At 64.4% G+C, this 16,963-nt stretch carries 12 protein-coding genes and 1 tRNA gene; 8 read left to right on the forward strand and 5 right to left on the reverse strand.

The window, feature by feature from the left end; translation table 11 throughout:
* Positions 1-89 precede the first annotated feature (89 nt).
* The gene (locus A3M3_RS24785; protein ID WP_051423126.1) at positions 90-1,736 is read right to left on the reverse strand and encodes a dolichyl-phosphate-mannose--protein mannosyltransferase; all 1,647 of its coding nucleotides are present in this window, start codon (positions 1,734-1,736) and stop codon (positions 90-92) included.
* A 160-nt stretch (positions 1,737-1,896) separates the two neighbouring features.
* Between A3M3_RS24785 and rsmI the strand changes: the two genes are divergently transcribed.
* Positions 1,897-2,727, forward strand: coding sequence for a 16S rRNA (cytidine(1402)-2'-O)-methyltransferase (gene rsmI, locus A3M3_RS0111355; RefSeq protein ID WP_028266428.1), 831 nt, complete (start codon positions 1,897-1,899; stop codon positions 2,725-2,727).
* 207 nt (positions 2,728-2,934) lie between these two features.
* Complete coding sequence (locus tag A3M3_RS0111360; RefSeq protein ID WP_028266429.1) at positions 2,935-4,416, forward strand: NAD-dependent succinate-semialdehyde dehydrogenase; 1,482 nt, start codon at positions 2,935-2,937, stop codon at positions 4,414-4,416.
* Between the two features lie 69 nt (positions 4,417-4,485).
* On the opposite strand, the gene A3M3_RS24790 is transcribed toward A3M3_RS0111360, so the two are convergent.
* The 3 genes from A3M3_RS24790 to A3M3_RS0111375 form a co-directional block, all read right to left on the reverse strand.
* Positions 4,486-6,768 (reverse strand): transglutaminase TgpA family protein, encoded by a 2,283-nt coding sequence (locus A3M3_RS24790; protein ID WP_051423127.1) that lies wholly within the window; start codon positions 6,766-6,768, stop codon positions 4,486-4,488.
* Between the two features lie 134 nt (positions 6,769-6,902).
* Complete coding sequence (locus tag A3M3_RS0111370) at positions 6,903-8,321, reverse strand: DUF58 domain-containing protein (RefSeq protein WP_028266430.1); 1,419 nt, start codon at positions 8,319-8,321, stop codon at positions 6,903-6,905.
* A gap of 22 nt (positions 8,322-8,343) precedes the next feature.
* The gene (locus A3M3_RS0111375) at positions 8,344-9,420 is read right to left on the reverse strand and encodes an AAA family ATPase (RefSeq protein ID WP_028266431.1); all 1,077 of its coding nucleotides are present in this window, start codon (positions 9,418-9,420) and stop codon (positions 8,344-8,346) included.
* A 198-nt stretch (positions 9,421-9,618) separates the two neighbouring features.
* On the opposite strand from A3M3_RS0111375, the gene A3M3_RS0111380 reads away from it, so the two are divergent.
* The 5 genes from A3M3_RS0111380 (at position 9,619) to A3M3_RS0111400 (ending at position 15,815) form a co-directional block, all read left to right on the forward strand.
* Entirely contained in the window at positions 9,619-10,521 is a 903-nt protein-coding gene (locus tag A3M3_RS0111380) for a TatD family hydrolase (RefSeq protein WP_028266432.1), read from the forward strand.
* A gap of 267 nt (positions 10,522-10,788) precedes the next feature.
* Positions 10,789-11,949: a resuscitation-promoting factor gene (locus tag A3M3_RS0111385; protein ID WP_028266433.1), complete on the forward strand. Its 1,161-nt coding sequence runs from the start codon at positions 10,789-10,791 to the stop codon at positions 11,947-11,949.
* A 108-nt stretch (positions 11,950-12,057) separates the two neighbouring features.
* Complete coding sequence (rsmA, locus tag A3M3_RS0111390; protein ID WP_028266434.1) at positions 12,058-12,939, forward strand: 16S rRNA (adenine(1518)-N(6)/adenine(1519)-N(6))-dimethyltransferase RsmA; 882 nt, start codon at positions 12,058-12,060, stop codon at positions 12,937-12,939.
* Entirely contained in the window at positions 12,936-13,913 is a 978-nt protein-coding gene (locus A3M3_RS0111395; RefSeq protein WP_028266435.1) for a 4-(cytidine 5'-diphospho)-2-C-methyl-D-erythritol kinase, read from the forward strand. Before rsmA ends, A3M3_RS0111395 begins: the two co-directional genes overlap by 4 nt.
* 66 nt (positions 13,914-13,979) lie before the next feature.
* Positions 13,980-15,815, forward strand: coding sequence for an ABC-F family ATP-binding cassette domain-containing protein (locus A3M3_RS0111400; RefSeq protein WP_028266436.1), 1,836 nt, complete (start codon positions 13,980-13,982; stop codon positions 15,813-15,815).
* Positions 15,816-15,901: 86 nt separating this feature from the next.
* Here A3M3_RS0111400 and A3M3_RS0111405 read toward each other — a convergent pair whose 3' ends face one another.
* A complete protein-coding gene (locus tag A3M3_RS0111405) occupies positions 15,902-16,555 on the reverse strand; it encodes a TetR/AcrR family transcriptional regulator (protein ID WP_051423334.1) in 654 nt (217 codons plus the stop codon).
* A gap of 243 nt (positions 16,556-16,798) precedes the next feature.
* Here A3M3_RS0111405 and A3M3_RS0111410 point away from each other — a divergent pair.
* Positions 16,799-16,870, forward strand: a tRNA-Gln gene (locus A3M3_RS0111410).
* The last annotated feature ends 93 nt before the right edge of the window (positions 16,871-16,963 follow it).

The raw sequence follows: 16,963 nt of genomic DNA on the forward strand, positions 1-16,963 counted from the left end.
CACGCCGGCGACGCGCCGTCGATATCGGCTTTTCAGATTCAAAAAGGGTCAGGAATGGAGCGGCAAGCTACTGACGGATTTGGCGAGGATCAGATCCAGGATGGCATCCACATACGCATGCGCCAGTCTTGGTAGCTGATGACTTCCGCCGTCCACACCGGATAGAAGAACGCTGACAAGAGCACGGCGAGAACCACCACCAGGCCCACGACGTAGAGCCCCGAGCGTCGGCGCCACGGGGGAGCGTCGCTCCTGCCCAAGGCGAGCCCTAATCCGTAGACGAGGGCCAGGACCAAGAAAGGCTCGAAGGACAGGGCATAAAAGTAGAACATGGTCCGGTCCGGGTACATGAACCACGGCAGGTACCCGGCCGCGACGCCGGCCAGGATGGCCCCAGCCCGCCAATCGCGCCGCCCCGCCCACCAGAACAACACCACGAAGAGCGCAATCGTGGCTCCCCACCAGACGACCGGGTTTCCCACCGAGAGGATCGCGGAAGTACAGCTCTGCAGATCGCAACCGGGCGTTCCTTGCTTGGGAGACTCATAGTAGAAGGACGTGGGCCGTCCCATCACCAACCAGGTCCACGGGCTCGCCGAATACGGATGCGGCGAGCTGAGGCTTTGATGGAAGTTGTAGGCCTGCAGGTGGTAGTAGGCAAGGGAGCGCAACGGCCCGGGAATCCATCCCCATGTGGCGGAGGGATTCGTATCCGCCCAATTCCGGTAGTAGGCGTCCTTGGAAAGGAACCAGCCGGTCCATGTGGACAAATACACGGCTCCAGCCACCGGGATCATGGTAAGGAATGCCGGCACGCCGTCCTTGATGATCCCGGCGCTCGGCCAACTCCGGATACCCGCAATGCGCCGCGCGCTCATGTCCCAGAAGACGGTCATCAAGCCAAAGCCGGCCACGAAGAACAATGCCGACCATTTGGTGCCGACGGCCAGGCCGAGGCAAACGCCGGCTGCCAGTCGCCACCAGCGAAATCCCAGCCACGGCCCCGAGGCGAGTTGCAACGCCGTTGGCCGGCCGTCCTTCGACGCACCCGCCAGCGCAGCGAGCCGTGCCGCCAAGCGGCGCCGGCCGTCGTCGCGATCCATCAGCAAGGCACCAAAGGCCGCGAGCAACCAAAACATCAGGAAGATGTCCAGCAGGGAAGTCCGCGACATGACCAAATGGTGACCGTCGACGGCTAGCAGCAGCCCGGCGGCCGCGCCCAGAATGTGGGAACGGAAGAGCTTCAGCGCAATCAGGGCAATGAGGAAGATGGAAAGGGTGCCGGTCAGGGCCGCGGAAAATCGCCAACCGAAGGAATTGTCCGAACCGAAAAGCCACATCCCGAAGGCGATCATCCATTTTCCGACCGGTGGATGTACCACGTACTCGGGGGAGTCGAGGAGGACGTTGGGGTTACCCGCGTTGAAAGCGTCGTTGGCCTTGTCCGGCCAGCTCCGTTCGTAGCCGCTGACCAGGAGGGAGTATGCGTCCTTGACGTAGTAGGTCTCATCGAACACGAGGCTGTGCGGGGCATCGAGGCGGACAAAACGCAGGATCCCGCCGATCACGGCTGTGATGGTGGGGATCAGCCAGAACCACAGCCGCAACGACGGCGGATAATCGCGCCAGCTCTGGATGCTACCAATGAGCCGCGTCCGCAGGGCCGGGGCCGTGAAAGCCTCGCGGGGCCGTATCAGCCAGGTTTGCGGGGTGGGGCGCACGGAGGTATCGGTCACTCAGCCCATGCTACCTTTTGCCTCCGTCGCTCACTGAAAGCCGCAGCCGGGGCATTAGGCTGGTTGGGTGACTGAACAGCTGAGCTCTCCGGATGAAACCACCGTTCCTGACTCGGCGGAGTCCCTCGAGGCGCAGGCGCTTCCTACGCTTGCTGACGGCGTGGGCCGGATCGTTCTGGCTGCCACTCCCATCGGGAACGTGGGGGATGCCTCCAGCAGGCTCGTTGAATTGCTGCAGACGGCCGACATCGTCGCTGCCGAGGACACCCGGCGCCTGCATCGTCTGGTCCAGTCCCTCGGCATCACCGTGTCCGGTCGGGTCATCAGCTATCACGAGCACAACGAGGCCGCCAAGACCGAGGAACTGCTGGATTACGTCAGGGCCGGCAAGACCATCATCATGGTGAGCGACGCCGGCATGCCCGCGGTATCCGACCCCGGCTTCCGCCTCGTGGAGGGAGCCGTGGCGGCAGGGCTCTTCGTCACTGCCTTTCCGGGACCGTCGGCGGTGCTGACTGCCCTGGCGCTCTCGGGGCTGCCGACGGACCGTTTCTGCTTCGAGGGATTCCTGCCGCGCAAAGCGGGCGAACGCAGCTCGCGGCTTGCGGATCTTGGGAGCGAACGCCGGACGATGGTGTTCTTCGAGGCACCGCATCGTCTTGAGCCCATGCTCCGTGCTTTGCACGAGCGCTTCGGGGCGGACCGGCGCATCGCCGTATGCCGCGAATTGACCAAGACTTACGAGGAGGTCATCCGGGGAACCGTCCGGGAACTCCTCGAATGGGCAGAAAACAACGAGGTTCGCGGTGAGATCGCCGTGGTGGTGGCCGGCGCGCCCGACCAGGAGCCGGGCAAACCTGAGGACCATGTTGCCGCCGTCAATGAACTCGTCGGCAAGGGCGTCAGGCTCAAGGAAGCGGTGGCCGCCGTCGCGGAGGACGCACGCATCAGCAAGCGCGAGCTGTACTCTGCCGTGCTCGCGGCGCGCTAGGGCCGTGCTCGCGGCGCGCTAGGGCTGTGCTGGCGGCGCTAGCAGGCGCTCCAACCCCGGGCTGTGCAACTGCACAATCTGTTGTTCCCACGGCAGTGCGCGAAGGCGTAGACACTGCTTCGCGGCGGGCAGTACGGTGGCAGTAATTCCACAAAATCAAGTGTTGGTGCATCTCTACAAGCTGCGCTGACTGACGAAGGAGTCACTGTGACTGTTACCGCCGATCGCGAAAGCGAACTTCTCGCATCCGTTCCCACCGGGTTGCTCATCAACGGCCAGTGGCTGCCTGCGGCATCCGGCAAGACGTTCGACGTCGAGGATCCTGCCACGGGCAAGGTGCTCACCAGCATCTCTGACGCCGGCCCGGAGGACGGCGCCGCCGCACTGGACGCTGCCGCTGCAGCCCAGGCTTCCTGGGCCCGGACCGCTCCCCGTGAGCGTGGCGAAATCCTGCGCCGGGCATTCGAGCTGGTCACGGCACGTGCTGAGGACTTCGCGCTTCTCATGACCCTGGAAATGGGCAAGCCCTTGGCCGAAGCCCGCGGCGAAGTAGCCTACGGTGCCGAATTCCTCCGCTGGTTCTCCGAAGAAGCCGTCCGCGTCAGCGGCCGCTACTCTGCAGCCCCGGACGGCAAGAACCGCATCCTGGTCCAGAAGAAGCCGGTTGGGCCCTGCCTCTTGATTACCCCGTGGAACTTCCCGCTGGCCATGGCCACCCGCAAGATTGCTCCCGCGGTCGCCGCCGGCTGCACCATGGTGCTCAAGCCCGCCAACCTCACCCCCCTGACCAGCCTGCTTTTCGCCCAGGTCATGCAGGAAGCCGGCCTTCCTGCCGGCGTCCTTAATGTCATCCAGACTTCCACAGCGGGCGCAGTTACCGGGCCCCTCATCAAGGACGACCGCCTGCGGAAGATTTCCTTCACCGGTTCCACCGCCGTCGGGCAGTCCCTGATGCGCGAAGCCGCGGATAAGGTCCTGCGCAGCTCCATGGAGCTTGGCGGTAACGCGCCGTTCGTCGTCTTCGAAGACGCCGACCTGGACAAGGCCGTCGAAGGCGCCGTCGCAGCCAAGATGCGCAACATGGGCGAGGCCTGCACAGCTGCGAACCGCTTCATTGTGCATGATTCCATCGCCGATACCTTCGCCGAGAAGTTCGCCGCCAAGATCTCCGCGCTCAACCCCGCGCGGGGCACCGAGCCGGACTCCACCGTGGGCCCCCTGATCGATGGCAAGGCACGCAACGGCGTGCATGCCCTCGTGGCCGACGCCGTTGCCAACGGCGCAGTTGCCGTCACCGGCGGTGCCCCGGTGGATGGTCCGGGCTACTTCTACCAGCCCACGGTGCTCAAGAACGTGTCCGCGGACGCCAGGATCCTGAAGGAAGAAATCTTCGGCCCGGTGGCCCCGATCATCACCTTCAAGAGCGAAGACGAGGCCATTAACCTCGCCAACAACACCGAATACGGCCTCGTTGCCTATGTCTACACGCGGGACCTGAACCGCGGACTGCGGGTCAGCGAAAGGATCGAAACGGGCATGTTGGGCCTCAACGCCGGCGTCATTTCCAACGCCGCGGCACCCTTCGGCGGCGTCAAGCAGTCCGGCCTGGGCCGTGAAGGCGGTTTCGAAGGCATCGAGGAATACCTCACCACCCAGTACGTCGGCATCGCCGATCCGTACGCAGACTAATCCCAACTGACTGGCAGTAGTTGTCGTAATAAGCGCTCAAAACGACATCAACTGCCAGTCAGTTGGGGGTCAACGCCGGCGGAAGAGCTGGGACCACCTGGACATCAGGGATGGCGGGAGCCACTCCGCGCGGAAAGCCGCGAACCAAGAAGCATTGCGACGCAACGTGGTGCGGACAGCAGCGATCCGGACAGCCGCGGTCCGGTTCCCTTGCTCTGCGCTATTCCTTTCTGCGCTGTTCCTTGCGGGACCGTCCGGGGGACCGTAACGCTGCCGTTCGAAATCGCCGGTGAGTGATGCAACCGCGTGTTGCCCGACGTCGTCGGAGGCTCCGAGCGCAACTGAGTTGCGCAATCGTTCGGCAAAACGCCTCGGAGTTTCGCTAGGGTCGGGCGGTACACCGTAATCGGTGGCGAGGTCCTGGAGCTCGGCCCATGCCAAGGCCGCACTGTCGCGGGACGGTGCCGGTCTGAGGCGCCGCCCCCGGATACCCGAGCGGAGCATCCTCGGTGAAGCCGCCAACACCGCGAGAAGCAACGCACCGGCGACGACGTACAGGACGGTCCAGGAGCCGGTGGCCGCACCCGATCCAACGCCCGGCCCGGCAAGCTGCGGTACGGCAGGAACGCTTGGCGCGGGAGTCGCGGCACCAGGGGTCAGGTTCTCCTCATGCAGCTTGGTGCTCGGGCCGCCCGCGGCAACAGGATCCGAAGCGTAGCTCGGGACCACTCCGCGTGAAGGCGTCGGTTCAAAGGCAACCCAGCCGACACCTTCGAAATACAGCTCGGGCCAGGCGTGGGCGTCCCGAGCATCCACTGCGAACTCCGGAAGCGGTTCCTGGCCGGCCACGGCGACGGTCGCCCCGGTGGCGTGGCCCGGCGCATAGCCCACGGCGATGCGGCTCGGGATCCCCTCCAGCCTCGCCATAACGGCCATGGCAGAGGCGAAGTGGACGCAATAGCCGCTCTTTTGCTGCAGGAAATCAGCCAGGACGGACATGCCATTGCCGTCATAACCGCCTTGGACCGGAGCCTGCAGCGAGTAGCTGAACTGGGACGAGCGCAAATAGTCCTGTATCGCCATCGCCTTGGCATAGTTGCCATTGGCGCCGGCCGTGACCGTGTTGGCGGTGTTCTTTACGATGTCCGGAACATTGCTTGGCAACTGGATGAAATCCTGCGAAATGGACGTGGGCCTGGCGTTGGCCTGGGCCAACGCCGCTGATGTCAGAGCCGGCAGAGCCGAATATACCGTGTATTGCTGGTTCCTCGTGGTGCTGTCTTCGCCGCGGATGCTCAGTGTTGCCGGATCCCAGGACCACCGTCCGCTCAGCCCGTTGACGGCTGTTGGAGCATAGGGGACCGGCAGGTACGGACTGATGACCTGTCCGGTGTCGACCACCGTCAATTGGCGCACCAGCTCGGAGGGGAGCGGGTAGTCCGGCGCCATGCGGCCCGGTCCGATCCGCCGGGAGGCTTCGCGATCGTCCGGTGCCCAGGTATCGCCGTCGAACTTGTCGATGGTGACTGAACGCAGGTACACAGGAGCGGTGGAGCTCGTGGCATAGGTGATGCGGCCGTCGCCGGTGGGATTCCGCAGGCTGTTGCCGAGCGTGATCATGGGGTTCAAACCGTTGGACACCCCCCAAGGGTTCAGCCGCGAGCCCACTGGAAACGTTCCCCGCTCGAATCCCGGAATCGCCAACGGCAACAGCAACCCGAGAACAAGAGCCGCCGCACCGATCACCACGGATCGTTTAGGCTGCCCCGTGCCGCGGGCGTTGTCGGACTGCAAGCGGGCATCCGGCGCGAACCACTGGCTGCAACCAAGGATCACGATGAAACCGATCGCCGCGGCAAGGAATCCAAGCAGCCCCGCGCCCTGTGGCTTGATGGTCGCCGGGAAAGCGAGGATGGCCAGCAGGCCCACACCACTCGTCGCAGGCATGCCCAGCGGAACCGCCAAAGCATCCATAAGGACAACCACGAGGCCCAGGCTCGCGCAAGCGACAAACACGATTCCGGCGTTCGGCGCGACGGGGGCGGTTTCCGAAACGACGGTGTCACCGGCACGTCGGAGGAATTGTCCCAGCGTGTCAAAGGTTGCTCCGGACGGTACGAATCCCGCCAGGCTCTGCTGCCGGAAGAAGGTGAAATCGAGGATAAACACCAAAGCGACGAGGCCGCCCAAAGCCGTGAGCAGCGACGGCACCCGCAAGGTGCGCAGGACGGCCAAGACCAACGCGACGATACACACCGTGGTGATCGCAGGAACCAACCACACCCAGCCCCTGAAGACCCCGTTGAGCGCAAGCGATGCTCCGAGCACGGCCATGGCAATGGCCGCCGCCATCGCCCACGGGTAAGCCCCTGGCTTTAGGCTCTGCGTTCCTGACGTCCGTCCTGGGCCACCGGACGAATGATCGCCAAGGTTTGCCGGCTCCGGGTGCGGGCTTCGTCCCGGAGGGCCGTGTCTGGAGGTAGTTGTCATCGCGGCACCGCCGCGCCACGCCGGACATCCATCGCGGCTGCAGCCGCTGCGAGGATCTCCCCTTGATCGAAACCGGACCACGCGGCGGGAAGGTCCGTTCTGGAACTTACGGCGACGGCGCGCCAACCGCCCAGCTTCAAGGCTTCGATGATCGGCTGGACATGGTGGGGGTGGTCGGTGACCACCAGGGCGAAAGCGTTCGCGCCGTAGCCGGCCGCAGGCGCCAGCGCACGGGCCTCGGAGGGCGTCATGTTGCCCAGCAGTGCGAGGACGGGCCCGCGGAGACGATGTGCCGCGAGCTTGTCCATCAGGTGGTCGTCGAAGGGCGCCTCGGCACCATCGACGACGGCGGCTTCTTTGCGGCCACGCTCGCCATGGACATGCCGCGGGCCGCTGAGCTGAATGGCGGCGAGGCTTTCGGCAATGGATTGCATCCCGCCCAGACCACTGTATTCCTCCGCTTCCGGAGAGGGTGCGGAACGGGATCCGCGAAACGCGGGATACCCCGCAGCGTCGAGGAAACGCAGCGAATAATTGCGATCGGCAAGGTGGGCGCTGATCGACATGGCCGCCGTCACGACCCACTCGAAGTTTTCGCTGCTGACCAGTTCAAAGGAGTCCTCGTGGGCCGGACCGAATACGGCTCCAGAGCCCGACACGAAAGCGGAATAGCGCTGGTCCATGATGATGGTCGCCTCCGGTGTGGTGACGGATTCCTCCTGCCGCACCATGAGCTCCCCGTGCCGCGCTGTCGCGGCCCAATGGACGCGCCGCATGGGATCGCCGTGCCGGTATTCGCGGGTCATCACGTCGTCGTCGCTGGGATTGGCGCGGATCCGGGTGGCAGTCACGCCGTCGTTTCCGCGTGCGCCGGCGAGGCCCGTGGCGGGGAGTTCGACGGCGGCGGGCGTCACGGTGAGGAGGTCGCCGTCGTCGATCGCGTGCCGGTGCAACGACAAGCCGAAGGGATCGCAGAACTCGGCCGTGACCGGACCGATCCTGAATTGGCCGCGCTTGCCTGAGCGCAAATGGTATTCATACCGGCTGGTGCCGCCCGAAGCGGCGAGTGCGGGAAAACGAAAGGCCGGAGGCTCGCCGAAACGCGGCGGCAATTGCTCCTCCATGATCACCGGGCCGGTGGATGCGCCGGTCCTCGCAACCGCAAGCCGCACCGTTGCGGTGGAAGCCGCCTCCACCGAAGCCGGGTGGAATTCCCTGAATACTTGAAAGCGCGGCTTGAGGATACGAATCCCGGCAAGGGATACCAGCGGCAGGACCAACAGCAGGATCCCAAGTGCCAGCAGATCACGTCTCCCCATGATCTGGGCGAGCAACAGGGCGCCGACTCCGCTGGCCAGCAAGCCCCAACCGCGGGTGGTGAACACGTGTTTCGGAAGTAGATCCATCAGTGCCATGCGTGCCCCCGAATTCGTTCTGTTAGCTGCCGCGGCGTTCCGCGCCGGCGTCTTGGCTCACCGGGAGGGAGGCCAGGATGGCTCGGATGATGCTCTGTGGAGTGTCACCGGAACTGGCGGCCTTCCGGTCAAGGATGATGCGGTGCGCCAAGACCGATTCGGCGACGGAAATGACGTCGTCGGGAAGGACGAAATCCCTGCCGTCAAGAGCCGCCGTCGCTTTGGCCGCGCGCAGCAGCTGCAGCAGCGAGCGGGGGCTGGCTCCGAGTCGTAGGCGCGCGCTGTCCCGGGTGGCCCGGCCCAGGGCAACCGTGTATTCCTTCACGGCTTGGGAGACGAAGACCTGCTGCACCGTGGCGATCATCGCGGCGACATCCGCGGACGTGACCACGGGGGCGGCTTTGGCGAGGGGTGAGACCGCCTGATGCGTCTCGAGCATCTCGATCTCGGAAAGCTTGTCCGGGTAGCCCATGGAGATTCGGGCCATGAAACGGTCCCGCTGGGCCTCCGGCAGCGGATAGGTGCCTTCCATCTCGATGGGGTTCTGCGTCGCAACCACCATGAACGGCTCGGCCAGCTGGTACGAATGGCCATCCACCGTCACTTGGTGCTCTTCCATGCATTCGAGCAGGGCGGACTGGGTCTTCGCCGAGGCGCGGTTGATTTCGTCGCCGATCACGATGTTGGCGAAGACCGCGCCCCTCCGGAACTCGAATTGCCGAGACGACTGGTTGTAGATGGAGACGCCCGTGACATCCGAAGGCAGGAGGTCCGGTGTGAACTGGATGCGGCTGACCTTGCAATCGATGGTGCGGGCGAGGGCTTTGGCGAGCAGCGTCTTACCGACCCCGGGGACGTCCTCGACGAGCAGGTGGCCTTGGGCGAGGAGCACTGTGAGGGCAAGCGTGGCGGCTTCGGCTTTGCCATCGATGACTTTGTTGATGGCCACCAGGATCTTCTCACTGGCGGTGTGGAATTGCCCGGTATCCATGACCGCCAGCTTGTGGCCGTTGAAGGATTCTCGTTCGGATGGCAAGGCAACAACGGCCTCGTCCCGCAACAATGGCTCATCAACGGCACCGTGTCGCTTTGAATCCATGGACAACCCCTCAGCCATGACAGCTCCGCAGCCGGGGCCGCGGTGCCCTGGCCGGGATTTACCGCCTTTTGTACCAGACTACCCAGCCCGGGCCTGCTGCAGACAGAGGGACGTTCCGGAGGAACGGATCAGTAACGGATCAGGAAGGGCTCAGGAACGGATCAGGAAGCGCACGGGCGGAAAAGATAGGGTGGAAACATGTGCACTTCCCTCCCGCCGGCCTCATACCGGGCGGCAGTTTCCCATGATGCGCCCGCGAACGGCGATTCACGCAAGGAATACCCGCCTGCTCCCGAGCCGCTACCGGTCCCGGTGATGGACAACCACACCCATCTCGATTTCCGGCACGGCCTGCTGGAAGTCGCGGTCTCCGATGCTTTGGACGAGGCCGAAGCGGTGGGTGTCCAAGGTGCGGTGCAAGTGGGGTGCGACCTTGAGTCCTCGAGGTTCACGGTCCAGGCCCTCGAGGCGGACAGGCGGCTCCTCGGTGCGGTCGCGATCCACCCCAACGATGCTCCCGTCTATGCAGGCCGCGGAGAGCTGGAATCGGCGCTCGCGGAGATCGAGGACCTCGCGGCCCATCCGAGGGTCCGCGCAATCGGGGAAACCGGGCTGGATTTCTTCCGCACCCACGGCGACGGCCTGGTGCACCAGCGGCATTCGTTCCGTCGCCACATCGATATCGCGAAGAGGCTCGACCTGACCCTCCAGATCCACGACCGTGACGCGCATGACGACGTGGTCCAGGTTCTCCGCGAGGAAGGCGCTCCGGAGCGGGTGGTGTTCCACTGCTTCTCGGGCGATGAAGAACTGGCACGGATCTGCAACACGAACGGCTGGTACATGTCCTTTGCGGGCACCATGACCTTCAAGAACGCGGCAAATCTGAGGGATGCCCTGACCATCGCAGATCCCGAACTGGTGCTCGTCGAAACCGATTCGCCTTTCCTGACGCCGCACCCCTACCGGGGCCGTCCCAACGCGAGCTATATGGTGCCCTACACCGTTCGTTCCATGGCTGAAGTGACCGGAACCGAGCTCTCCACGCTGTGCTCGCAACTGGCCGCAAACACCGTGGCAACGTACGGTTCGTGGGATTGAACGGACGTCCCGATACATACTCGGTATGTAAAAATCTTGGTCACTATATAACGCTTCGGTTACAGTGGGTAACCAGTAGCCGGGGTCGGGGAAGGCCTTCGGACAACTTACTCCGTTCGCAATTGGTGTTTCAGTTGAATTGAGTGTGGCGGCGCACAACTCCGCTGCAGTCCTTTTGCATGGCTTCGGCCGGCATCCCAGGACCGCGGCAGGAGAGCCCTGTGCGCTTTTCCCCGTGCCCGGATGGTCCAAAAGTTACGGGCAAACATGGTTAAGTTCTTCACCACGGGCGGTAAGTTCAGTTTCGTCAAGGTAGGTGCGCAGTTGCTGGTGCTCTCGGCACTGGTACTGGGAGTGGTTGCTTTTACGGGCAACAACAAGTCAGTCACCCTCAACGTCGACGGCAAAGTGAGTTCCGTCCAGACCTTCGGCAGTACCGTTGACCAAGTGGTCAAGGCAGCCAAGGTTGATCTGAAGGCTGAAGACCGGGTTTCCCCGGCCTTGGACGCCTCGGTGCAGAACGGTTCCATCATCAACGTCAACCTGGCCAAAGCCGTTACCGTCAGCCTTGACGGTGCCCAGCGGACGGTCAACACCACGGCGCCCAACGTCGAGGGACTCGTCTCCGAGCTCGGCGTCGCGAGCGCATCGGCTGTTTCCCAGCCCAAAGACACCCAGCTCGCCGTTTCCGGATCCTTCGTCTCGATCATGACCCCCAAGACGATTAGCCTGATCGTGGACGGTCAGAGCTCCTCCAAGACTACGACGGCGGCCGACGTCGGCACCGTCCTCAGCGATGCCGGCGTCGCGCTCGGCCCGAACGATCGCGTTTCCCAGCCGAACTCGGCTCCCGTGGTCCCGAACATGGTGATCAAGGTTTCCCGGGTGGACACGAGCAAGACCGCCACGGAAACGGAAAACGTTCCTTTCGACACCGTCACCACGGAAGACTCCACCCAGTTCAGTGACCAGAAGACCGTGACCCAGGAGGGTGTCCTCGGGCTGCTCAGCAAGACGTTCAAGCTCGTCCTGGTGGATGGTCGCGAAGCGACCCGGACTCTGGTCTCCTCCGATGTCACCGTCAAGCCGGTCCCCGCGAAAGTGACTGTCGGAACCAAGGAACGCCCCAAGCCGACCCCTGCCGCGGCTGTTGCATCCGGCGCTTCCGGTCCTACTGGCGCGCCGAACGAAGCAATGTGGGACAAGGTAGCCCAGTGTGAGTCCGGTGGGAACTGGGCCATCAACACCGGTAACGGTTACTACGGTGGCCTGCAGTTCGACGTCCAGACCTGGATCGGTTCCGGCGGTGGCGCCTACGCTCCGAACGCCGCGGCCGCCAGCAAGGCCCAGCAGATCGACATCGCGAACCGCGTCTACGCGCAGCGCGGCCTCTCGCCGTGGGGCTGCGGCTGGGCAGCGTCCAGCTAAAGCATCGATGAAATTGGCCGGGTCCGGAATGTTCGGGCCCGGCCTTTTCGCGTCACGCAGCTGACAGGCGGGCGCTCCCGCCGGTCGGGCAGACGATACGATACCTAGGTGACTGAACCGAATTCCGAACACGCCGCCGTCGCGCCCCTCCTGGGAGCTGCCGACATCCGACGGCTCGCCGAGGAAATCGGTGTCCGCCCCACCAAGACCCTGGGCCAGAACTTCGTCATTGACGGCAACACGATCCGCAGGATCGTTGCGGCAGCCGGTATTGATCCCGGGGAAACCGTGCTGGAGGTCGGGCCAGGGCTGGGTTCGTTGACGCTCGGCCTCCTTGACGCCGCCAAGACAGTCGTCGCCGTCGAAATCGATCCTGTATTGGCCGGCAAATTGCCCGAAACAGTGCGCACGTGGCGCCCGGAGGCGGCGGATGATTTCCACCTCGTCGTTTCCGACGCCATGAAGGTCACCGAACTTCCCGTGCCGCCGACCGCCCTCGTGGCCAACCTGCCGTACAACGTGGCGGTTCCCGTGGTCCTGCACCTGCTCCAACATTTCCCGAGCCTGCAACACGGGCTCGTCATGGTCCAGGACGAGGTGGCCGACCGGCTGGCCGCAGGTCCCGGTTCCAAGATCTACGGCGTCCCTTCGGTCAAGGCCGCTTGGTATGGCCACATGCGCAAGGCCGGAGTCATCGGCATGAATGTCTTCTGGCCAGCGCCAAAGATCCATTCCGGGCTCGTCTCCTTCACCCGCGGCACACCGCCCGCGACGCACGCCAGCCGTGAACAAGTCTTCGCGGTCATTGATGCCGCGTTTGCACAGCGCCGCAAGACGCTTCGCGCGGCCCTGGCATCGTGGGCAGGGAGCGCGGCAGAGGCCGAACGATACATCGTGGCCGCAGGCGTTGACCCGACCGCGCGTGGAGAGGTTCTCGATATCAACGCGTTCGTGCGCATCGCCGAGGCACGCCACCCCCTGGACGCATGAATCCGGCAATCAGCGGCGCGAATCGCGGCCGCTTCGTCGCCAGGACGGTGCGTGTCCGGGCTCCCGGCAAGGTGAACGTTTCCCTCAACGTCGGCCCCTTGCGGCCCGACGGCTACCACTCCGTCGCCAGCGTGTACCTTGCGGTGTCATTGTACGAGGAAGTAGCCGCCACGAGCACCGAGGAGCCCGGGATCACGGTCAGCATCGGTCCCGCAAGCACGTTGGACCTCGACGGGGTGGACATCCCCCTGGACGAGCGGAACCTGGCCTACAAGGCCGCCGCCATCATGCGGGATGTCTCGGAGGACTCCACGGGCGTGCATTTGGAAATCACCAAGCGCGTCCCGGTCGCCGGGGGCATGGGCGGCGGGTCCGCCGACGCCGCGGCGACCCTCCTGGCCTGTGATGCCCTCTGGAACAGCGGCTTGTCACGCGAAGAACTGGCCCACCTTGCAGCCGAGTTGGGCGCGGACGTACCGTTCTCGCTCCTCGGAGGGACCGCCGTCGGGCTTGGCATCGGCGACGAACTGTCCCCGGCTCTCGCGAAAGCGCAGATGGACTGGGTCCTGGTCTGCGCCGACTACGGACTCTCCACGCCCGAGGTCTTCCACACGCTGGACAGGCTCCGTGACGCCGAGGGACTCGTCATCCCCGAGCCGCTGGAGGTCGATGCCAAGATCCTTCAGTCGCTGCGCAAAGGCGATCCCGATGCCCTGAGTAAAGTCCTCATCAACGACCTCCAGCGAGCCTCGATCGAGCTGGCCCCGGAATTGCGTGACACTATCGGACGTGGGGAGTCCAGCGGTGCCCTTGCCGGGATCGTTTCCGGTTCCGGCCCCACCGTGGCTTTGCTCGCGCCCAACCCCCGCGCGGCGGAGGAGCTGGCCGAGGAGCTTCGCCATCTGGGGCACAACGCCCTTGCCGTACACGGCCCTGTTCCCGGTGCCCGGATCATCTCCGATACCCTCCTATGACAGCTCGCAGTACCGATTCAACCAATAGCGATCTTCCCAACGATTCACACCAGAAAGTAGTACCTAGTGGCCCACCTGCTCGGCGGTGAAAACCTCACCGTTTCGTTCGCAACCCGCACCATCCTCGACGGCGTCACCCTTGGTTTGGAGGACGGCGACAGGATCGGCATGGTCGGGCGCAACGGTGACGGCAAGTCCACGCTGATGCGCTTGCTGGCTTTGCGTTCGACGCCGGATTCCGGCCGTGTGACCAAACGCGGCGACGTGAACGTCGGCTACCTCGACCAGTCCGACGTGCTCGACGGCGACCTCACAGTGGGTGCCGCGATTGTCGGCGACCAGGCCGACCACGAATGGGCCGCCAACCCCAAGATCCGCGAAATCATGGGAGGGCTCGTTGCCGACGTCGACTGGCACGCCAACGTGCATGCGCTCTCGGGCGGGCAGAAGCGTCGGGTGGCCCTGGCCAAGCTGCTCATCGAAGACCATGACGTCATCATGCTTGACGAGCCCACCAACCACCTCGACGTGGAAGGCGTCGCCTGGCTCTCCCGGCACTTGAAGACACGCTGGCGGCCAAACCAGGGTGCGTTCCTTGTGGTGACCCACGATCGATGGTTCCTGGACGAAGTCTGCAACCGGACCTGGGAAGTACATGATGCGATGGTGGACCCGTTCGACGGCGGCTACGCGGCCTACGTGTTGGCCCGCGCCGAGCGTGACCGAAGCGCATCCGTCGTCGAAAGCAAGCGGCAACAGCTCGTCAAGAAAGAGCTGGCGTGGCTCCGCCGGGGCGCCCCGGCGCGCACATCCAAGCCCAAGTTCCGCATCGAAGCCGCCAACGAACTGATCGCCGATGTTCCCGATCCGCGCGACTCGGTGGCCCTGAGTAAGATGGCCACGGCCCGGCTCGGCAAGGATGTGCTGGACCTTGAAGGCGTCTCCCTGGATTTCCTGGGCGACGGTGCAGGCAGGAAGCTCTTCGACGACATCACCCTGCGCCTGGCGCCGGGGCAGCGGCTCGGACTGGTGGGGGTCAACGGCGCCGGAAAGTCCACGCTGCTGCGGCTCCTTAACGGCGAGATCGCGCCGAGTTCCGGCAAGGTCAAGCGCGGCAAGACTGTTGTCACTGCCGTGCTCAGTCAGGACGTCAAGGAGCTCGACGACGTCTCGGACCTTCGCGTAATCGAGGTCATCGAGCGCGAGAAGCGTTCGTTCAGCGTGGGCGGCAAGGAATTCACGGCCGGTCAGCTTGTGGAGCAGCTCGGGTTCACGAAGGAAAAGCAGTGGACGCCGGTCACCGACCTTTCCGGTGGGGAGCGGCGCCGCTTGCAACTGCTGCGCCTGTTGGTGGGCGAACCCAACGTCCTGATGCTCGACGAACCTACCAACGACCTCGATACCGACACTCTTGCCGCCGTCGAAGACGTCCTGGACGGCTGGCCAGGCACCCTGATTGTGGTCAGCCACGACCGCTACCTCCTGGAACGCGTGACGGATTCCCAGATGGCGCTTCTGGGCGACGGCAAGCTGCGAGGGCTCCCGGGTGGCGTTGACCAGTACCTGGAATTGCGGGAAGCGGCGCTTGCGAGCGGTGCAGTGTTCGGCGGGACGTCGAGCGGGAGCAGCAGCCCGACGGCGGCAAGCGGCTCCGGCGCCGTCATTTCCGGGCCGAGTGAGGCAGAGAAACGCGAGGCCCGCAAGGACCTGAACAGGATCGACCGCCAGCTGGGCAAGATCGCGCAGCAAGAAGAGAAACTCCACGTCCAGATGGCCGCCAAGTCGCAATCGGGTGATTTCGATGCCCTCGGCGAACTGAACACCAAGCTGCAGGAACTCCTTGAGGAAAAAGAAGGCCTTGAACTCGAATGGCTCGAAGCGGCAGAGATTCTGGGGGAGTAGGCGGGCAAATGTTCCGGCGACACAGATCGAGGAAATCGATGCGCGGATTCCGGTGTCGACAGGGATTTTCCGTGTCGACGGGATGCTTAGCCCTCGCTCCGGAGCTCCGGATCCTTCTGCAGGCCCGTCAGGCCGTTCCACGCTAGGTTGACCAGGTGGGCGGCCACCACGCGTTTGTCGGGTTCACGGTGGTCCAGCCACCATTGGCCGGTCATGGCCACCATGCCTACCAGCATTTGGGCGTACATGGCTCCGTCCGCAGCGCTGAAGCCGCGCCGGGAGAATTCGTCGGCAAGCAGCCCTTCCACCCGGTCCGCCACGTGGGAGAGCAAGGTGGAGAAGGCGCCTTCGGGTCGGGAAGGCGGGGCGTCCCGCATGAGGATACGGAAACCGTCGCTCCGCTCTTCGATGTAACCGAGCAACGCAAGGGCCGCCTGTTCAACGAGGACGCGAGGTTTGGCTTCAGCGGCCAGGGACGCGTTGATGGCCTCCAGCAGGATCCGGAATTCGAGCTCCACGACCTGGGTGTAGAGGCCTTCCTTCGATCCGAAGTGTTCGTAAATTACCGGCTTGGACACTCCGGCGGCGGCCGCGATTTCGTCAATAGTGGTGGCGTCCAGGCCTCGGGCGGCGAAGAGGCCCCGGCCTATTTCGATAAGTTGGGAGCGGCGCTGGGAGCCTGTCATCCGGGCACGGACAACCTGGCCCGCGGGTGGGTGGTTAATCACCCGGGAACCCATCGAACGCCGCGGAAGTCCTGTGCTGTTGCTCACGCATCTATCATGCCTTACCCCAAGCCTGAAACGGCTTCGGAGGACTTGTCAGTACGGCAATAACTGCGGCAATAAGTGCGGCTGAAACGACTCGGCGGTCCGCCAAGTCGCGAACACCGCGGCGGTCATGGCAAACTAGTTTCTTGTGTGTGCGACCCGGTCACTCGGGAGCCCCGCGGGCCACGGTCCGCTTGGTCCTCGTCCACACGGTCCGCTCTGGTGTAATGGCAGCACCCCGGCCTTTGGAGCCGTGGAGTATAGGTTCGAATCCTATGGGCGGAACTTGTCGGTGATCTGCCGGCACTGCCTCTGACGGCACTGTCTCTCCCGAAGCTGTCCACCGGCTGCTGGGGAAGACCATCAATCGGCCAGAGT

Source organism: Arthrobacter sp. MA-N2 (assembly GCF_000517125.1).
GTDB classification, from domain to species: Bacteria; Actinomycetota; Actinomycetes; order Actinomycetales; family Micrococcaceae; genus Arthrobacter; species Arthrobacter methylotrophus.

What these genes read in the sequence shown, in the direction of transcription:
- A3M3_RS0111375 (WP_028266431.1), bottom strand. Translation starts at nt 9,420, where the DNA reads ATGGATTCAAAGCGACACGGTGCCGTTGATGAGCCATTGTTGCGGGAC.
- A3M3_RS0111370 (WP_028266430.1), bottom strand. Translation starts at nt 8,321, where the DNA reads ATGGCACTGATGGATCTACTTCCGAAACACGTGTTCACCACCCGCGGT.
- A3M3_RS24790 (WP_051423127.1), bottom strand. Translation starts at nt 6,768, where the DNA reads ATGGCGGCGGCCATTGCCATGGCCGTGCTCGGAGCATCGCTTGCGCTC.
- A3M3_RS0111395 (WP_028266435.1), top strand. Translation starts at nt 12,936, where the DNA reads ATGAATCCGGCAATCAGCGGCGCGAATCGCGGCCGCTTCGTCGCCAGG.
- A3M3_RS0111385 (WP_028266433.1), top strand. Translation starts at nt 10,789, where the DNA reads ATGGTTAAGTTCTTCACCACGGGCGGTAAGTTCAGTTTCGTCAAGGTA.
- A3M3_RS0111380 (WP_028266432.1), top strand. Translation starts at nt 9,619, where the DNA reads ATGTGCACTTCCCTCCCGCCGGCCTCATACCGGGCGGCAGTTTCCCAT.
- A3M3_RS0111405 (WP_051423334.1), bottom strand. Translation starts at nt 16,555, where the DNA reads ATGGGTTCCCGGGTGATTAACCACCCACCCGCGGGCCAGGTTGTCCGT.